The organism is Pseudomonas citrullilanati (assembly GCF_030580855.1).
In the GTDB taxonomy this organism is placed as follows: domain Bacteria; phylum Pseudomonadota; class Gammaproteobacteria; order Pseudomonadales; family Pseudomonadaceae; genus Aquipseudomonas; species Aquipseudomonas citrulli.
The window spans coordinates 1-16,896 of the sequence record NZ_JAUQOP010000001.1 but is presented as its reverse complement, the minus strand read 5'-3'; the positions used below and the strand labels follow the sequence as shown (position 1 = coordinate 16,896).

The window sequence follows — 16,896 nt, the reverse complement described above, 5'->3', positions numbered from 1 at the left end:
CTTGCCGGGTTATTCGCTGTCCAGGTCCTTGCGCCGATACGGGAACACGTCGATCACCTTCCCCGCCCGGATGGCTTCTTGCAGGCCTTTCCAGTAATCGGCGTTGTACAGCTCGCCGTGCAACTGGTCGAACAGCTTGCGCTGGCCCGCGTCGGCGAACAGGAACGGCGGGAATTCCTCCGGGAATACGTCCAGCGGCCCGATGGAGTACCAGGGCTCGGACGCCATTTCGTCCTCCGGGGTGCGGGGCTGGGGAATGTGGCGGAAGTTGGCTTCGGTGAGGAAGCAGATCTCGTCGTAGTCGTAGAACACCACACGGCCATGGCGGGTCACGCCGAAGTTCTTGAGCAGCATGTCACCGGGGAAGATGTTCGCCGCCGCCAGTTGCTTGATCGCCAGGCCATAGTCTTCCAGCGCCTCGCGCACCTGGGCCTCGCTGGCGTTTTCCAGGTAGAGGTTCAACGGCGTCATGCGGCGCTCGGTCCAGCAGTGGCGAATCAGCACCGTGTCGCCCTCCACCGACACCGTGGAGGGCGCCACCTCCAGCAGTTCCTCCAGGCAGGCCGGTTCGAACTTGCCCAGGGGAAAACGGAAGTCGGCGAACTCCTGGGTATCGGCCATGCGCCCGACCCGATCGACACTTTTCACCAGGCGATATTTCTCGATCACCGTGGCCCGGTCGACGTTTTTCGACGGCGAAAAACGGTCCTTGATGATCTTGAACACGGTGTTGAAGCCCGGCAGGGTAAACACGCTCATGACCATGCCGCGCACCCCGGGCGCCATGATGAAGCGGTCGTCGGTGTTGGCCAGGTGGTTGATCAGCGCCCGGTAGAACTCGGACTTGCCGTGCTTGTAGAAACCGATGGAAGTGTACAGCTCGGCAATGTGCTTGCCCGGCAGGATGCGCTTGAGGAAACCGATGAATTCGGCCGGCACCGGTACGTCCACCATGAAGTAGGAGCGGGTGAACGAGAAGATGATCGACACCTGCGCCTCGTCGGTGATCAAGGCGTCGATCTGGATGCCCCGGCCCTCGCGGTGCAGCAGCGGGATCACCAGCGGCCATTGGTCGTCCTGGGTGTAGATACGGCCTACCAGGTAGGCGCCCTTGTTGCGGTAGAGCACTGAAGAAAACAACTCCACCGTCAGCTCCGGGTCCTTGCAGACCCAGTCCGGCAGGTTCTCCCGCAGCTGGGCTTCGAGGCGTTGCAGGTCGCCCGGCAGGTCGGCGTAGTCCTCGTTGAAGCGGTAGTCGGCGAAGATGCTTGCCAGCATCCGGTCGAGCTGGCCCTGGGGCTTGTAGGTGCGGGTCTGGGCGGCACGGGCGCGGCGCAGGCTCGGCCGGGTGGTGTGGATGAACATGGTGCCGTCGCTGATCAGGTCGTGGCTGAACAGCCCGCAGAAGATCGAGTTGTACCAGGTTTCCGACAGTTCATCGTCGAAGCGCAGGTCGATCAGGCTGATGTAGGCGCTCTTGACCAGCGGCCAGCAGCTCACGTCCATCAACGCCTCGGCTTCGAAGGCCTGGCGCAGGCGCGCCACGGTCTCGAAGACTTTCTCTTCGTACAAGTTGATCCGCGCCGCCGATGCCGCCTGCGCTTCCAACCACTGGGCCTGCTCGAACCGGGCGCGGGCGCCGTCGGTGATCTGCCGGAAATGCTCGCGGTAATCGTCGAAGCCGTCGAGGATTGAACGGGCGATATCGGTAGCGGGCCATGATTGCGGCATAAGGGTGAACCTCGGCGGGTCAGGCTTGTTATGGGCGACTGAGCTTAGAGGCCAATCACGCGCCAGCGCAACCATTGCCATCGGTACCCGGGACGGCGACACTGGTCGGCCCCGCCTGCCAGGAATGCCCTGTGAACTTCGTCGACACCTTGCGCTTGCTGTCACTGGCCGCCATCTGGGGGGCGAGTTTCCTGTTCATGCGCATTATCGCCCCGGTCATTGGCACGATCCCCACCGCGTTCTTCCGCGTATCCATCGCCTTCGTCGGCTTGCTGGTGATCCTGGCGCTGATGCGCGTCGACTTCGACTTTCGCGGCAAGTTGAAGGTGGTGATGGGCCTGGGCCTGATCAACTCGGGCATTCCGGCCACCTTCTATTCGCTGGCGGCCCAGACATTGCCAGCCGGCTACTCGGCCATCTTCAACGCCACCACTCCGTTGATGGGAGTGTTGATCGGCGGCCTGTTCTTCAGCGAAAAACTCACCCTGGCCAAGGTCAGCGGAGTGACCCTGGGCCTGCTCGGCGTGGGCATCCTCACTGGCGCCGGGCCAGTGGCCTTCGACCTGCAATTGCTGATGGGCGCCCTCGCCTGCCTGCTGGCGACCACGTGCTACGGCTTTGCCGGTTTCCTCACCCGCCGCTGGCTCGATCATCAAGGTGGGCTGGACAGCCGCCTCGCCGCGCTCGGCAGCATGTTCGGTGCCACGGTGTTCCTGCTGCCGCTGTTTGGCTACACCGCCATCAGCCAACCCCCGGCCAGCTGGGGCGGCTGGAGCGTCTGGTTGTCGCTGCTGGGGCTGGGCCTGGTGTGCACGGCCCTGGCGTACATTCTTTATTTCCGGCTGCTCAGCTCCATCGGCCCGGTCAAGTCCATGACCGTGACCTTCCTGATCCCACCGTTCGGCGTGTTGTGGGGAGCGTTGCTGCTGGATGAGCAGCTGGGCATGGCCCACCTGTATGGCGGCGTGCTGATTGCGGCGGCGTTGTGGCTGGTGTTGAAGCCCGGGGCGGCGAAGCCAGCCGGGGTGGCGGCCAGGTAATGAGCAGTGGGGCGGGATGCGCTTTCGCGAGCAGGCTCGCTCCCACAGGGGCCAGTGGCCTGCTCGCGATCGCGGTATGAAATTGTCGGTCTCTAGCCGAACAACCAGTAGCCAAGCACCGTCAGCACCGCCACCGCCAACACCGGACGCATCACCCGGTACGCCTTGGGATGCTTGCGCTTCCACTGCTTGACCCGGCCGCTGAAGCTGTCGCTGAACGACTTGCTCCAGGCGTAGGCCTGGTTGATACCGCCGACGCGCTCGTCGTCGAGGTTCTGCGGCGCGGTGGCACGGCCGAGGAAGGCGCTGATAGCGCGGTTGAGACGGGTCATCAGCCGGCTCTTCAGGGGGCGCTCGACGTCACAGAACAGGATCACCCGGGTTTGCGGGGTTTCGTTCTTGACCCAGTGCACGTAGGTCTCATCGAACATCACGTCCTCGCCATCGCGCCAGGCATAGACCTGGCCGTCGACGAAGATCCGGCAATCGTCGGAATTGGGCGTGGACAGCCCCAGGTGATAGCGCAGGGAACCGGCGAACGGGTCGCGATGGGGGTTCAAATGGCTGCCACCTGGCAACAGGGCGAACATCGCGCCCTTCACATTAGGGATGGCACTGACCAACGCGACGGTTTTCGGACAAAGCAGCTCGGCGGACGGCAGCGGTTTGTCGTACCACTTGAGGTAGAAGCGCTTCCAGCCTTTCTTGAAGAACGACCCGAAGCCGGCATCGTTGTTCTTTTCCGCCGCCCGGATGTAGCCCTCGTCGAACAGGTGCATGGCCTCGTCGCGGATGACGTGCCAGTTGTCCTTGAGCACATCGAGCTCGGGAAACTTGCTGCGGTCCAGGTAAGGCTTGGAGGGCACGCCGGAGAACAGGTACATCAGGGCGTTGTAGGGGGCGAACAAGGCCGAGTGATTGACGAACTGGCGCAATACCGGCAAGCGCGCGCGACCCCGCAGGTGCACATACAGCGTGCTGCCCAGGAACAGCAGCAATACCGCGGCCTTGGCGACAAACGAAACGGTCATTGTAAAAACTCCTTGTCGAAAACGGCTTGCGCAGCGCCATCAGCCCGGCGTGGCAGCCGGCCATGGTATAGAGCCTTGCACGGGGAAGAAACCGCCCGCGGCAATATTCACTGTTGAGAAGGGCGTAACAATACCCTTTCCAGCCTGAACCCTGGCTGACCCAGCCCCTTGCACCGCGCTTGTGGCGAGGGGATGCCCCACGCCACAAAAACCCGATGCTTGGCCGTTACTGCTGGATCTCCTGGTCGGTGAACAGGTCACTGAACAACATGCTCGACAGGTAGCGTTCGCCCGAATCCGGCAGGATCACCACCAGCGTCTTGCCCTGCATTTCCGGTTTTTCCGCCAGGCGCACGGCCACGGCCATCGCTGCGCCGCAGGAGATGCCACAGAGGATGCCCTCCTCCTGCATCAGGCGCAAAGCCATGGCCTTGGATTCTTCGTCGGTGACGCGCTCGACCTGGTCGACGATCGACAGGTCCAGGTTCTTCGGCACGAAGCCGGCACCGATCCCCTGGATCTTGTGGGGGCTGGGCTTGATTTCCTGCCCCGCCATCGCCTGGGTAATCACCGGCGAGGTTTCCGGCTCGACCGCCACCGACAGGATCGGCTTGCCACACGTGTTCTTGATATACCGCGAAACGCCGGTAATGGTTCCGCCCGTGCCGACGCCCGCCACCAGCACGTCCACCGCGCCATCGGTGTCGTTCCAGATTTCCGGGCCGGTGGTCTTTTCGTGGATCGCCGGGTTCGCCGGGTTCTCGAACTGCTGCGGCATGAAATAAAGCGAAGGGTCGCTGGCGAGGATCTCGGCGGCCTTGTCAATGGCGCCTTTCATGCCCTTGGCCGGCTCGGTGAGCACCAGCTCCGCGCCCAGTGCCTTGAGCACCTTGCGCCGCTCCACGCTCATGGAGGCCGGCATGGTCAGCATCAGCTTGTAGCCCCGAGCGGCGGCGACGAACGCCAGGCCGATGCCGGTGTTGCCCGAGGTCGGTTCGATGATGGTCATGCCCGGCTTGAGCCGGCCGGTGCTTTCAGCGTCCCAGATCATGTTCGCGCCGATCCGGCACTTGACCGAATAACCCGGGTTGCGCCCCTCGATCTTGGCCAGGATGGTCACGCCACGCGGGGCGATGCGATTGATCTGCACCAGCGGCGTATTGCCAATGGAATGGGCGTTATCAACGAATATGCGGCTCATGACCGGTCCTTAGGCAACGTGAATTTAAGCGCTTTAAGGTAAGCCTGTTGCCCATGGGCGTCCAGTTGCACCGAACGTTCCCACGGTGACGACGGTCAATGGCTGTAACAACGCCGGAGACTGACTGACATGAAGCGTCGATACAGCTGGCCACTGTGGACACTCGCCGCCCTCGTTGTGCTGCTGGTGGCCGTGCATTTCACCTTGCCTTACCTGGTGCGCAACTACCTCAACGACAAGCTGGCGAACATGGGCGACTACCGCGGCCAGGTCACCGACGTGGACCTGGCGCTGTGGCGCGGGGCCTATCGGATCAACGGCCTGAAAATCGTCAAGGTCGATGGCAAGGTCCCGGTGCCGTTCGTCGATGCGCCGCTGGTCGACCTGTCCGTCAGTTGGCATTCGCTGTGGTATGACCATGCCGTGGTGGCCGAGGCGGAGTTCGCCCGGCCGCAAGTGAACTTCGTCGACGGCGGCGGCGACCGACAGAATTCCCAGACCGGCCAGGGCACCAACTGGCGCGAGCAACTGAGCAAGCTGCTGCCCATCACCTTCAACGAGTTGCGGATCCGGGACGGCCAGGTGACTTTTCGCAACTTCAATTCGAAGCCGCCGGTGAACCTGCGGGCCAGCGACGTCAATGCCAGCTTCTATAACCTGACCAATGTGGTGGACACCGAAGGCAAGCGTGACGCCCGTTTCGAAGGCAAGGCCCTGGTGGCCGAACACGCGCCACTGGAAGTGCAGGCCACGTTTGATCCGTTGAGCAAGTTCGAGGATTTCGATTTCCGCCTGCGGGCCACGAACATCGAACTCAAGCGCCTCAATGATTTCGCCGCGGCCTATGGCAAGTTCGACTTCAACGCCGGCCATGGCGACCTGGTGATCGAAGCCGAGGCCAAGGACGCCCAGCTCAGCGGCTACATCAAGCCGTTGCTGCGGGACGTGGACGTCTTCGATTGGCAGCAGGACGTGGAGAACGAGAAAAAGAACATCTTCCGCTCGGTCTGGGAGGCGCTGGTCGGCGCCGGCGAGACGGCGCTGAAGAACCAGCGCAAGAACCAGTTCGCCACCCGGGTCGAACTCAGCGGCAACGTCCATCAACAAAACATCAGCGCTTTCGAAGCCTTCCTGCAGATATTGCGCAACGGCTTCGTCCAGGCGTTCAACGCCCGCTATGAACAGCCGCCGCCCAAGGCGGACTAAGGTGTTTGCGGCTGTTTTGTGGCGAGGGGATTTATCCCCGCCGGGCTGCGCAGCGGCCCCCAACCCAGGCAACTCGGTGTGCCTAGAGGATTGAGTTCACTACTTTAGGGCTGCTTCGCAGCCCAGCGGGGATAAATCCCCTCGCCACAAGACCGGGTCAGCATGTGACGCGCCATTCAGAGACTGAATACAGCGTCTGCGTTCACAGTCGGCGGGACGTCGCGTTATAGTCGGGCACGCCATTTATTTTCGTGCGCCCCGCCTCGCCGGGCCGACGACACGTTCGAGGAATCCGCAGATGAAGTTCGAAGGCACCCGCGCCTACGTCGCCACCGATGACCTGAAGCTGGCCGTGAACGCCGCCATCACCCTGGAGCGGCCGCTGCTGGTCAAGGGCGAACCGGGCACCGGCAAGACCATGCTGGCCGAGCAGCTGGCCGAGTCCTTCGGCGCGCGCCTGATCACCTGGCACATCAAGTCCACCACCAAGGCCCACCAGGGCCTGTACGAGTACGACGCGGTCAGCCGCCTGCGGGACTCGCAACTGGGCGTGGACAAGGTCCATGACGTGCGCAACTACCTGAAGAAAGGCAAGCTCTGGGAGGCGTTCGAGTCCGAGGAGCGGGTCATCCTGCTGATCGACGAAATCGACAAGGCCGACATCGAGTTCCCCAACGACCTGCTGCAAGAACTCGACAAGATGGAGTTCTACGTCTACGAGACCGATGAAACCATCAAGGCCAAGCAGCGGCCGATCATCATCATTACCTCCAACAACGAGAAAGAACTGCCGGACGCCTTCCTGCGCCGCTGCTTCTTCCACTACATCGCCTTTCCGGACCGCGCGACGCTGCAGAAGATCGTCGACGTGCACTACCCGGACATCAAGAAAGACCTGGTCAGCGAAGCGCTGGACGTGTTCTTCGACGTGCGCAAGGTGCCGGGCCTGAAGAAAAAGCCCTCCACCTCCGAACTGGTGGACTGGCTCAAGCTGTTGATGGCCGACAACATCGGTGAAGCGGTCCTGCGCGAGCGCGATCCGACCAAGGCCATCCCGCCGCTGGCCGGCGCCCTGGTCAAGAACGAACAGGATGTGCAACTGCTCGAACGGTTGGCCTTCATGAGCCGCCGCGGCACGCGCTGAAGCCTCTTCGTCCAACAAGAGCGAGGGCGCTAGCCATGCTGCTTAACCTGTTCAATGAGATGCGCGCCGCCAAGGTGCCCGTGTCGGTGCGTGAATTGCTGGATTTGATCAACGCGCTGAAGCAACGGGTGATCTTCGCCGACATGGACGAGTTCTATTACCTGTCCCGGGCAATCCTGGTGAAGGACGAACGGCACTACGACAAGTTCGACCGGGCCTTCGCCGCGTATTTCAACGGCCTGGAAAAACTCGACGATCATCTCCAGGCGCTGATCCCCGAAGACTGGCTGCGCAAGGAGTTCGAGCGTTCGCTGACCGACGAAGAGCGGGCCCAGATCCAGTCCCTCGGTGGCCTGGACAAGCTGATCGAGGAATTCAAGAAGCGCCTGGAGGAACAGAAGGAACGCCATGCCGGCGGCAACAAGTGGATCGGCACTGGCGGTACCAGCCCGTTCGGCTCCGGCGGCTTCAACCCCGAAGGCATCCGCGTCGGCGACGCCGGCAAGCGCCAGGGCAAGGCGGTGAAGGTCTGGGACCAGCGCGAGTACAAGAACCTCGACGACCAGGTGGAACTGGGCACCCGAAACATCAAGATCGCCCTGCGCCGCCTGCGCAAGTTCGCCCGCCAGGGCGCGGCCGAAGAGCTGGACATCGATGGCACCATCGACCACACCGCCCGGGATGCCGGCCTCCTGAACATCCAGATGCGCCCGGAACGCCGCAACACCGTCAAGTTGCTGTTGCTGTTCGACATCGGCGGCTCGATGGACGCCCACGTGAAGATCTGCGAGGAACTGTTCTCGGCCTGCAAGACCGAGTTCAAGCACCTGGAGTATTTCTACTTCCACAACTTCGTGTACGAGTCGGTGTGGAAGAACAACCTGCGCCGCACCTCGGAACGCACCTCGACCCAGGACCTGCTGCACAAGTACGGCGCCGACTACAAGGTGATCTTCATCGGCGACGCCGCCATGGCGCCCTATGAAATCACCCAGCCCGGCGGCAGCGTCGAGCACTGGAACGAAGAAGCGGGCTATGTGTGGATGCAGCGCTTCATGGAGAAGTACAAGAAACTCATCTGGATCAACCCCTACCCCAAGGACACCTGGGGCTACACCGCCTCGACCAACATCGTGCGCGAATTGGTGGAAGACCGGATGTATCCGCTGACCTTGCGCGGGTTGGAGGAAGGGATGCGGTTTTTGTCCAAGTAAAATTCAGTGCCTTCAAGGGCCTCTTCGCGAGCAAGCCCGCTCCCACGGGAAACCGTTTTCCAATGTGGGAGCGGGCTCGCTCGCGAAGCTTTTCAGCGCTTCAAAAACACCTTCAGGCACTCCACCTGCTGCCGATGCGCAACCTCCTGCACCACCGGCCGCAACCGCACCTGTGCCCCCGGCAGGCATTGCGCCAACCGGGCCAGCGCCAGTGGCGTCAAGGCGCCCAGGCGTGGATAGCCGCCGATGGTCTGCCGGTCGTTGAGCAGGACGATCGGCTGGCCATCCGGCGGTACTTGCACCGCGCCCAGGGGAATGCCTTCGGAAATCATCGGCGCCCCCTGGTATTGCAGCGCTGTTCCAAGCAAGCGGATGCCCATGCGATCGGCGCGGCTGTCCAGTGTCCAGGGCGTGTTGAACGCGTCGAACAGGCTCTGGCCGCTGAAGGCGCCGTTCTGCGCGCCCAGGATCAGGTCCAGCGGCTGGACCTGTTGGAAATCCGGGATCAGCGTGTGCGGCATCGGCCGAGGCGTCGCCGCGCCTGAGTAGCTCAGGTGCGCACCGCGACTCAGCGCCTTTCCTCGTCCATCCAGGCCACCGAGTTCTTCACGCACCACCGTCGCCCGGCTGCCCAGCACCGCCGGTGCCTCGAAGCCGCCGGGGGCCGCAAGGTACGCCCGGGCGCCGAGCACTGGCTGGGTGAGCGCCAGGGCCTGGCCTTTGCGCAGGCTGAAGAAGCGCCACGGCGCCACCGCCTGGCCGTCTATTCGGGCGCCCAGGTCCGCCCCGGCCAACGCCAGCACGCAATCCTCTTCGGCCACCACGGTGAAGCCGCCGAGGGTGATCTCCACCACCGGCGCGTCCAGGTCATTGCCCAGCATCCAGTTGGCCCAGGCCATCGACCACCAATCCGCCGCGCCGCCCTGGGTCACGCCCAGGTGCCGGACGCCAAACCGCCCGGCGTCCTGCAACAGGCACAGCGCCGTGCTGGCCTCGATCGATAAACGGCTCATGCCTGGGCCTCCTGGGGGGTGTCGTCGCCACCGAGGCGAATGAACTCGGCATGGTCCACGGCGACGAACCGCACCGTGTCGCCGGGTTGCATCAGGCTGTAGCCGTCACGTTCACGGTCGAACAACTTGGCCGGGGTGCGGCCGATGAGGTTCCAGCCGCCGGGCGATACCAGCGGATACGCGGCGGTCTGGCGCTCGGCAATGCCGACACTGCCTGCGGCCACCCGCTTGCGCGGCGTGCCCAGGCGCGGTGCGGCCAGTGCTTCGTCCACCAGCCCCATGAAGGCGAAACCGGGAGCGAAGCCCAGGGCGAAGACCTGGTATTCGTGCTCGCTGTGGCGTCGGATCACTTGCTCCACGGTCAACCCGCTGCGGCCCGACAACAGCGCCAGCTCCGGTCCGACACGCGGGTCGTACCACACCGGCACCTGGTGACACTGGCCGACCGAACGGGCGTCGGGCGACAGGTGCTCCAGCGCCTGGCCGACCAAGGCCCGGGCCTGCGCCGGGTCCAACGCCAGCAGGTCGTAATGCACCATCAACGTGGTGTAGGACGGCACCAGGTCGATCAGGTGTTCGCCAAACACCGCTCGCAGGCGCTCGCTGGCGGCGAGCATCCACGGCATGTTGTCCTCGGCGATTTCATCGAACAGGCGCACCATCAAGCCGTCCACCGCGACCACTTCCACCCGTGGCTTCATGGCGCGCTCTGCCGGTCCAGCGCTTCACGAATGCGGCGCACGGCCGCCACGGAGCTGGCGTTGTCGCCATGCACGCACAAGGTATTGGCGTGCAGGACCAACGCGCTGCCGTCGCTGGCGGTGAGCGCGTCGCCACGGGCGATGCCCAGCGCCTGGGCGATGATGACCTCGGCATCGTGATGCACCGCCCCCGGCAACTGCCGCGAAACCAGGTGGCCGGCGCTGTCGTAGGCGCGGTCGGCGAAGGCTTCGAACCACAGGGTCAGGCCGTACTCGTCGCCCAGGGCCTGGGCGGCGCTGTTGTCCCGGGTCGCCATGAGCATCAGCGGCAGGCCCGGGTCATAGGCGGCCACCGCCTGGATCACTGCGCGCAACTGTTGCGGGTTGGCCATCATGTCGTTGTACATCGCGCCATGGGGCTTGACGTAGCTGACCCGCCCACCCTGGGCCCGGCAAATGCCGTCGAGGGCGCCGATCTGGTAGTGCAACAGGTCTTGCAGCTCCTGGGCGCCATAGGCCATGGAGCGGCGACCGAAGCCCGCCAGGTCCTGGTAGGCCGGATGCGCGCCGATGCGCACATTATTGGCCAGGGCCAGGCTGACGGTCTTGCGCATGATGCTCGGGTCGCCGGCATGAAAACCGCAGGCGATGTTGGCGCAATCGATGTAGGGCATCACCTCGGCGTCCAGACCCATGGTCCAGTGACCGAAGCTCTCGCCGATGTCGCAGTTCAATAGCAGGCGGTTCACGGTGAACGCTCCTGTAGGTTCTTTCTTCTCTGGCCCGGGGCATGCACCCCGGGCTTACCCGTTACTCGGCTTCCAGTTGCTTGCCTTGGGTTTCCGGCAGGCTCAAGGCCGCCAGGATCACCACGCCGTAGGACACCGCCGCAAACGCACCGATACCGACGCTCAGCGGCACCCGCTGGCTCAGCAGACCGATCAGCAGCGGGAACAACGCCGCCACCGCCCGGCCAATGTTGTAGCAGAAACCCTGGCCCGATCCACGGATACGGGTCGGGAACAGTTCGGTGAGGAACGAGCCCATGCCGCTGAACATCCCGGAGGCGAAAAAGCCCAGGGGGAAGCCCAGCCAGAGCATCACGTTATTGCTCACCGGTACCTGGGTGTACAGCAGCACGATGGTGAACGAGCCGACGGCGAACAGGACGAAATTCTTCTTGCGCCCCAGGATGTCCGACAAATAGGCGCTGATGACGTAACCCACGTAGGATCCGACGATCACCATCGCCAGGTAGCCACCGGTGCCCAACACGCTCAAGCCGCGCTCGTTCTTCAGGAACGTCGGCAGCCAGGACGTGATCGCATAGTAGCCACCCAGGGCCCCGGTGGTCAGCAGCGAGGCGCGAATCGTGGTGAAGAGGATGCCCGGGGCGAAGATCTCGTAGAACCGGGCAGGGTTGCTCGGCGTCAGGCGGGCCTTGGTCTGGTTATAGACCTCCGGGTCCTTCACCAGCCGGCGGACGAAAATCACGAACACCGCCGGGACAATGCCCAGGATGAACAGCGCGCGCCAGGCGTCTTCCGGCGGCAGCACCGAGAACAGCAGCGCGTAGAGGATCGCCGTCATGCCCCAGCCCAGCGCCCACCCCGATTGCACCATGCCTACCGCCTTGCCACGGTCCTTGGCGCGGATCACCTCGCCCATCAGCACCGCGCCAGCCGTCCATTCGCCGCCGAAACCGAAGCCCATCAGCGTGCGGGCGATCAGCAGTTGGTCGTAGTTCTGGGCGAAGCCGCAGAGGAAGGTGAAGAAAGCAAACCACAGCACGGTCAGTTGCAGGGTACGCACCCGGCCGATGCGGTCCGAAAGAATACCGGCCACCCAGCCGCCCAGGGCCGAGGCGATCAGCGTGCTGGTGTGGATCAGCCCCGCCTGCCCGGTGGTGATGCCCCACATCGCGATCAGCGTCGGCACCACGAAACTGAGCATCTGCGTGTCCATGCCATCCAGGGCGTAGCCGATCTTGCAGCTCCAGAAGGTGCGACGTTCCTGTTGGTTGATGTTGCGATACCAATCGAACGGGCCGGAACGGGCCTGGGGTTGGGGGACGCCGAGTGTGTCGGGTGCACTCATGGTGGTTCTCCACGGTTTTATTGTTCTGAGCCTCGGCGCTGTGAACGTCGGGGCCGGGTGCCATGATTCTTGAGCGCAGGCGCCGGCGCGTCCAACTAATAAAACCTCGGACGGGTCATAAGAAAAACTTGATTGTTCATCGGAGGGTCTGACTGAACACTGTTTGTGGGAGCAAGGGTTTGTGGGAGCAAGGCTTGCCCGCGATGAAGCCGACGCGGTCATCCAGAGACCGAGGCGTCTGTTTCGCGAGCAAGCTTTGCTCCCACCCAGCGGGGATAAATCCCCTCGCCACAGAGGTTCGCTGCGGCGCTACAACCCGCGCAGATCCCGCTCTTCGATCGGCCGGCTCTGGCGCAGGCGCTTGCCGCCCAGCACCACCCAGTCGATCAGGCGGAACAGGCACTCCAGCCCGAACGACAGCAGCATCGCGCCGCTGATGCCCCAGACCATGGCTTCGGGGGTCAGGAGGATCTGGTAGCTGTAGCCGTTCCAGGTTTCCTTGCGGATGTCCGGGTCGGCGGCCAGCGCCACTTGCAGCAAGCGGATGTACCAGGGCCCCTGCATCGCCTGGAACTGCTTGTCCAGGGCCTGCTGGCGCACGAGCAAGGTGTTCAGGCTGTCGGCGTCGCTGCGGAATATCGGGTCTTCGCTGGCGCGGTAGTGGGCCACCAGGGCCTGCATGTCACCCTTGAAGAACTGGTTGGCGGTGCCCTGGAAGCCTTGCAGGCCCGTCTGCGCCTCGATCAGATGGGCCTCGACCCGCTTGGCATAGTCATTGATGAAGCCCGGTACCTGGACCCCCACCAGCAGGCCAATCGCGAACAACACCAGGCGGAGATAACTGAGCAGCATAGCGTGACGTCCTTATTCGGTCCGGCCCTGGCTGACGCATTCGCCGCGTCGCCACAGGCTCCATTGGCCCGGCTCGTAGCGGGTCCAGGTTTCGTTTTCGGTCAAGGGCTCGGTGGCGATCACCGTGACCACGTCATTGGGCGTGGTCTCGGCCTGGAAATCGACGATCATGTCGACATCCTTGAGCCGTGCCGGGCCGAACGGTGCGCGCCGGGTGATCTGGACCAGTTTGGTCGAGCAATAGCAGAACAGCCAGTCGCCGTCGCTCAACATGCAGTTGAACACGCCCTTGCCGCGGTATTCGCTGCAGGCCTCGATGAGCGAGGGCAGCAGTTGCTCCACGTCCACCGGCTCCGGGAACGCCTGGCGCACGCGGTTGAGCAGATCGCAGAACGCCGCCTCGCTGTCGGTGTCGCCCACTGGACGGTAGAAACTCACCGCTGGCTGGAAATCGGCGAGCTGGCCGTTGTGGGCGAAACACCAGTTGCGCCCCCACAACTCCCGCACGAACGGATGGGTGTTGGCCAGGCAGACCTTGCCGACGTTGGCCTGGCGAATATGCCCGATCACCACTTCGCTCTTGATCGGGTAGCGCTGCACCAGGTTCGCCACTTCCGACTCGCTGCTGGCGGCCGGGTCCTGGAACAACCGCAAGCCGCGGCCTTCATAGAAGGCGATGCCCCAGCCGTCACGGTGCGGCCCGGTCCTGCCACCGCGCTGCATCAGCCCGGTAAAGCTGAACACGATGTCGGTCGGCACATTGGCGCTCATGCCCAGTAACTCACACATGCTCGGACTCTCGCTTCAAGGGGCAGGCCTGGCTACAGGCGCGGTTCGATGCGCGAACGCTGGGGATTGCTCGGCACCGGTGGGCGCCCATAGCGGTCATCGCCAGCCACGCCGAACGGCGGCTCATCCTCGGGCTCCTCCGCCGCGGCGGCGGCTTTCGCGGCGGCGGCCCGCTCCTGGCGGGCATTGGACGCGCGCTCGATAGGCAAGCGCACCAGCACGAACAGCAGGTAGGCGCCGAACGCGATCATGCCGTACATGACCAGGTCGGAGGCGGCCCGCCAGACGTTGTTGCCGACCTTGAACAGCACGTCCAGGGCGACAATGGCCACGGCAGGGGCGAACTTGTCCTTCACCGGGTCGACAATGGTCGGGCAGAACAGCAACACCGCCACCAGCAGGCGCAGCGGCTCGCGCAACCAGCGCCACATCCAGCGGGTCATGCGCATCCACACCAGCAGGCAGCCCAGGGCCGCGAAGGCGTAGAGGCCCCAAGCGATCAGATAGTCGTTCTCGGTCATGGTGTCCATGGCAAGGCAGGCAAAGAGGCGCTTATAGTAACGACTTTTCGCTCGTCAGGCTGCCCCGGCGTCTGCCAAGCTCCTTTTCGTACAACGTTCGAGAGCCTTTCATGTCCTTATCTGCCCACGTTTCCAACGCCCCGATCGCCCGCAGGGACGCCGGGGTGGACCCGTACGCCTGGCTGCAGGAACGCGACACCGACGCCGTGCTCGACTACCTCAAGGCCGAAAACAGCTACCAGGAAGACCAACTCGCCGACCAGGCCGAGCTGCGCGAAAGTCTGTTCCAGGAGATCAAGGGGCGGATCCTCGAGACCGACCTGTCCCTGCCCTCGCCCTGGGGCCCGTACCTGTACTACACCCGCACCACCGCCGGTGACGAATACCCGCGTCATTACCGCTGTCCGCGCCCGGCCGACGACAGCCTGGACGTGGATGAAAGCCGCGAACAACTGCTGCTGGACCCGAACGCCCTGGCGGGCGGCGGCTTCTTTTCCCTCGGTGCGTTCAGCATCAGCCCCGACCACCAGCGCCTGGCCTACAGCCTGGACACCACGGGCGACGAGATCTACACGCTGTTCATCAAGGAACTGTCCAACGAGAAGGTCAGCGAACTGTCCTTCGACAACTGCGACGGCAGCATGACGTGGGCCAACGACAGCCTGACACTGTTTTTCGGCGAACTGGACGACACTCATCGCCCTCACAAACTCTGGCGCTACCGCCTGGACGGCACCGCCGCCGAAGAAGTGTTCCATGAGCCGGACGGGCGTTTCTTCCTGCACTGCTACCGGTCGAGCTCCGAGCGCCAGTTGATCCTGTCCCTGGGCAGCAAGACCACCAGCGAAGCCTGGGTGCTGGACGCCGCGCAGCCGCAACAGCCCTTCACGTGCCTGGCACCCCGGCGCGAACACCACGAGTACGACGTCGACCACGGCCTGCTCGATGGCCAGTGGACCTGGCTGGTGCGCACCAACCGCGACGGCATCAACTTCGCCCTGTACCAGGCCGCCGACACCGGCGTGGCGCCGACCGAGGTCGATTGGCAGAACCTCATCCCCCACAGCGACACGGTGATGATCGACGGCCTGAGCCTGAACGCCGGGGCCATGACCTTGAGCCTGCGCGAAGGCGGCCTGCCGATCATCGAAGTCCACCCACAGGACCTGCCGGCCTATCGGGTGCAGTTGCCGGACGCGGCCTACAGCCTGCATGTGCAGAACAGCCTGGAATTTTCCAGCCCGCGCATCCGCCTGCGCTATGAGGCCTTGAATCGCCCGGCGCAGATCCGTCAGCTGGACCTGGCCAGTGGCGAGCAGGTGGTCCTCAAGCAGACCCCGGTGTTGGGGCCGTTCGACGCCGATGCCTACGTCAGCCAGCGGATCTGGGCCACGGCGCCGGACGGCACGCAGGTGCCCATCAGCCTGGTGGTCAAGCGCGAAGCCCTCGGCCAGCCGGTACCGCTGTACCTGTACGGCTACGGCGCCTATGGCCAGAGCCTCGACCCGTGGTTCTCCCACGCGCGGCTGAGCCTGCTCGACCGCGGCGTGGCGTTTGCCATTGCCCATGTGCGCGGCGGCGGCGAGCTGGGCGAAGCCTGGTACCGCGCCGGCAAGCAGGAACACAAGGCCAACACCTTCAGCGACTTCATCGCCTGCGCCGAACATTTGATCGCCAACGGCTTCACCACCGCCGGGCAACTGGCGATCAGCGGCGGCAGCGCCGGTGGCCTGTTGATCGGCGCGGTGCTCAACCAGCGTCCGGAGCTGTTCAAGGTCGCCATCGCCGAAGTGCCGTTCGTCGATGTGCTCAACACCATGCTCGACCCGGAGCTGCCGTTGACCGTCACCGAGTACGACGAATGGGGCAACCCGCAGGAGCCGGAGGTCTATGATCGGATCCGCGCCTACGCCCCGTACGAAAACGTCAAGGCCCAGGCCTATCCGGCGCTGCTGGTCATCGCCGGCTACAACGACAGCCGCGTGCAATACTGGGAAGCGGCCAAGTGGGTGGCGAAGCTGCGCGCCACCAAGACCGACGACAACCCCTTGCTGCTCAAGACCGAACTGGGCGCCGGCCACGGTGGGATGAGCGGGCGTTACCAGGGATTGCGTGACGTAGCGCTCGAATATGCGTTTGTCCTGAAGGTTTTGGGCAAGGCCTGAGGAACTCTGGATGAGGGCCGGGTCTTAGCTCCATGAGCCACACAAGCCCCTGTGGGAGCGAGCTTGAACTGGCCTAATGATTTTGGACACTTCAATCGGGCGCTATGATGGCGCCCAAATCTGAGGTGTTTGGCTATGCGTAAATCTTATTCGAGTGAGTTCAAACTCAAGGCTGCCAGCATGGTGCTGGA

At 63.9% G+C, this 16,896-nt stretch carries 15 protein-coding genes; 5 read left to right on the top strand and 10 right to left on the bottom strand.

Features of this window, described 5'->3' with window-relative positions:
* Positions 1-9 precede the first annotated feature (9 nt).
* On the bottom strand, positions 10-1,731 hold the full coding sequence (gene aceK, locus Q6A48_RS00075; protein WP_304550918.1) for a bifunctional isocitrate dehydrogenase kinase/phosphatase: 1,722 nt from the start codon (positions 1,729-1,731) through the stop codon (positions 10-12).
* A gap of 131 nt (positions 1,732-1,862) precedes the next feature.
* On the opposite strand from aceK, the gene Q6A48_RS00070 reads away from it, so the two are divergent.
* Positions 1,863-2,771 (top strand): DMT family transporter, encoded by a 909-nt coding sequence (locus Q6A48_RS00070; RefSeq protein WP_304550917.1) that lies wholly within the window; start codon positions 1,863-1,865, stop codon positions 2,769-2,771.
* A 92-nt stretch (positions 2,772-2,863) separates the two neighbouring features.
* Here Q6A48_RS00070 and Q6A48_RS00065 read toward each other — a convergent pair whose 3' ends face one another.
* The gene (locus Q6A48_RS00065) at positions 2,864-3,802 is read right to left on the bottom strand and encodes an aspartyl/asparaginyl beta-hydroxylase domain-containing protein (RefSeq protein ID WP_304550915.1); all 939 of its coding nucleotides are present in this window, start codon (positions 3,800-3,802) and stop codon (positions 2,864-2,866) included.
* Positions 3,803-4,028: 226 nt separating this feature from the next.
* The gene (gene cysK, locus Q6A48_RS00060; protein ID WP_304550914.1) at positions 4,029-5,003 is read right to left on the bottom strand and encodes a cysteine synthase A; all 975 of its coding nucleotides are present in this window, start codon (positions 5,001-5,003) and stop codon (positions 4,029-4,031) included.
* Positions 5,004-5,132: 129 nt separating this feature from the next.
* Between cysK and Q6A48_RS00055 the strand changes: the two genes are divergently transcribed.
* The 3 genes from Q6A48_RS00055 (at position 5,133) to Q6A48_RS00045 (ending at position 8,567) form a co-directional block, all read left to right on the top strand.
* Complete coding sequence (locus Q6A48_RS00055) at positions 5,133-6,209, top strand: DUF748 domain-containing protein (protein ID WP_304550911.1); 1,077 nt, start codon at positions 5,133-5,135, stop codon at positions 6,207-6,209.
* 298 nt (positions 6,210-6,507) lie between these two features.
* Positions 6,508-7,353: an AAA family ATPase gene (locus tag Q6A48_RS00050; protein WP_304550908.1), complete on the top strand. Its 846-nt coding sequence runs from the start codon at positions 6,508-6,510 to the stop codon at positions 7,351-7,353.
* 35 nt (positions 7,354-7,388) lie between these two features.
* Positions 7,389-8,567 carry a vWA domain-containing protein gene (locus Q6A48_RS00045; protein ID WP_304550906.1) on the top strand — a complete coding sequence of 393 codons (1,179 nt, stop codon included), beginning with the start codon at positions 7,389-7,391 and terminating at the stop codon, positions 8,565-8,567.
* Positions 8,568-8,659: 92 nt separating this feature from the next.
* Here the strand turns inward: Q6A48_RS00045 and Q6A48_RS00040 are convergent, their stop codons facing one another.
* The 7 genes from Q6A48_RS00040 to Q6A48_RS00010 all read right to left on the bottom strand — a co-directional run bounded on the left by Q6A48_RS00040 (position 8,660) and on the right by Q6A48_RS00010 (position 14,549).
* A complete protein-coding gene (locus Q6A48_RS00040; protein ID WP_304550904.1) occupies positions 8,660-9,580 on the bottom strand; it encodes a 5-oxoprolinase subunit C family protein in 921 nt (306 codons plus the stop codon).
* Positions 9,577-10,281: a 5-oxoprolinase subunit PxpB gene (pxpB, locus tag Q6A48_RS00035; RefSeq protein WP_304550903.1), complete on the bottom strand. Its 705-nt coding sequence runs from the start codon at positions 10,279-10,281 to the stop codon at positions 9,577-9,579. Before pxpB ends, Q6A48_RS00040 begins: the two co-directional genes overlap by 4 nt.
* The gene (locus Q6A48_RS00030) at positions 10,278-11,030 is read right to left on the bottom strand and encodes a 5-oxoprolinase subunit PxpA (RefSeq protein ID WP_304550901.1); all 753 of its coding nucleotides are present in this window, start codon (positions 11,028-11,030) and stop codon (positions 10,278-10,280) included. Before Q6A48_RS00030 ends, pxpB begins: the two co-directional genes overlap by 4 nt.
* Positions 11,031-11,091: 61 nt before the next feature.
* Positions 11,092-12,378, bottom strand: coding sequence for an MFS transporter (locus tag Q6A48_RS00025; RefSeq protein WP_304550900.1), 1,287 nt, complete (start codon positions 12,376-12,378; stop codon positions 11,092-11,094).
* Between the two features lie 309 nt (positions 12,379-12,687).
* A complete protein-coding gene (locus Q6A48_RS00020; RefSeq protein WP_042732979.1) occupies positions 12,688-13,230 on the bottom strand; it encodes a DUF2937 family protein in 543 nt (180 codons plus the stop codon).
* A 12-nt stretch (positions 13,231-13,242) separates the two neighbouring features.
* Positions 13,243-14,019: a class II glutamine amidotransferase gene (locus Q6A48_RS00015; protein WP_304550898.1), complete on the bottom strand. Its 777-nt coding sequence runs from the start codon at positions 14,017-14,019 to the stop codon at positions 13,243-13,245.
* 32 nt (positions 14,020-14,051) lie between these two features.
* Complete coding sequence (locus Q6A48_RS00010; RefSeq protein WP_304550896.1) at positions 14,052-14,549, bottom strand: MFS transporter; 498 nt, start codon at positions 14,547-14,549, stop codon at positions 14,052-14,054.
* 101 nt (positions 14,550-14,650) lie between these two features.
* Here Q6A48_RS00010 and Q6A48_RS00005 point away from each other — a divergent pair, with 101 nt between their 5' ends.
* The gene (locus Q6A48_RS00005; protein WP_304550894.1) at positions 14,651-16,705 is read left to right on the top strand and encodes a S9 family peptidase; all 2,055 of its coding nucleotides are present in this window, start codon (positions 14,651-14,653) and stop codon (positions 16,703-16,705) included.
* Positions 16,706-16,896 lie beyond the last annotated feature (191 nt).

Excerpts from the sequence above, each read along its gene's own strand:
- aceK (WP_304550918.1), bottom strand. The coding sequence starts at position 1,731 with ATGCCGCAATCATGGCCCGCTACCGATATCGCCCGTTCAATCCTCGAC.
- Q6A48_RS00065 (WP_304550915.1), bottom strand. The coding sequence starts at position 3,802 with ATGACCGTTTCGTTTGTCGCCAAGGCCGCGGTATTGCTGCTGTTCCTG.
- cysK (WP_304550914.1), bottom strand. The coding sequence starts at position 5,003 with ATGAGCCGCATATTCGTTGATAACGCCCATTCCATTGGCAATACGCCG.
- Q6A48_RS00055 (WP_304550911.1), top strand. The coding sequence starts at position 5,133 with ATGAAGCGTCGATACAGCTGGCCACTGTGGACACTCGCCGCCCTCGTT.
- Q6A48_RS00050 (WP_304550908.1), top strand. The coding sequence starts at position 6,508 with ATGAAGTTCGAAGGCACCCGCGCCTACGTCGCCACCGATGACCTGAAG.
- Q6A48_RS00045 (WP_304550906.1), top strand. The coding sequence starts at position 7,389 with ATGCTGCTTAACCTGTTCAATGAGATGCGCGCCGCCAAGGTGCCCGTG.
- Q6A48_RS00040 (WP_304550904.1), bottom strand. The coding sequence starts at position 9,580 with ATGAGCCGTTTATCGATCGAGGCCAGCACGGCGCTGTGCCTGTTGCAG.
- pxpB (WP_304550903.1), bottom strand. The coding sequence starts at position 10,281 with ATGAAGCCACGGGTGGAAGTGGTCGCGGTGGACGGCTTGATGGTGCGC.
- Q6A48_RS00025 (WP_304550900.1), bottom strand. The coding sequence starts at position 12,378 with ATGAGTGCACCCGACACACTCGGCGTCCCCCAACCCCAGGCCCGTTCC.
- Q6A48_RS00020 (WP_042732979.1), bottom strand. The coding sequence starts at position 13,230 with ATGCTGCTCAGTTATCTCCGCCTGGTGTTGTTCGCGATTGGCCTGCTG.
- Q6A48_RS00015 (WP_304550898.1), bottom strand. The coding sequence starts at position 14,019 with ATGTGTGAGTTACTGGGCATGAGCGCCAATGTGCCGACCGACATCGTG.
- Q6A48_RS00010 (WP_304550896.1), bottom strand. The coding sequence starts at position 14,549 with ATGGACACCATGACCGAGAACGACTATCTGATCGCTTGGGGCCTCTAC.
- Q6A48_RS00005 (WP_304550894.1), top strand. The coding sequence starts at position 14,651 with ATGTCCTTATCTGCCCACGTTTCCAACGCCCCGATCGCCCGCAGGGAC.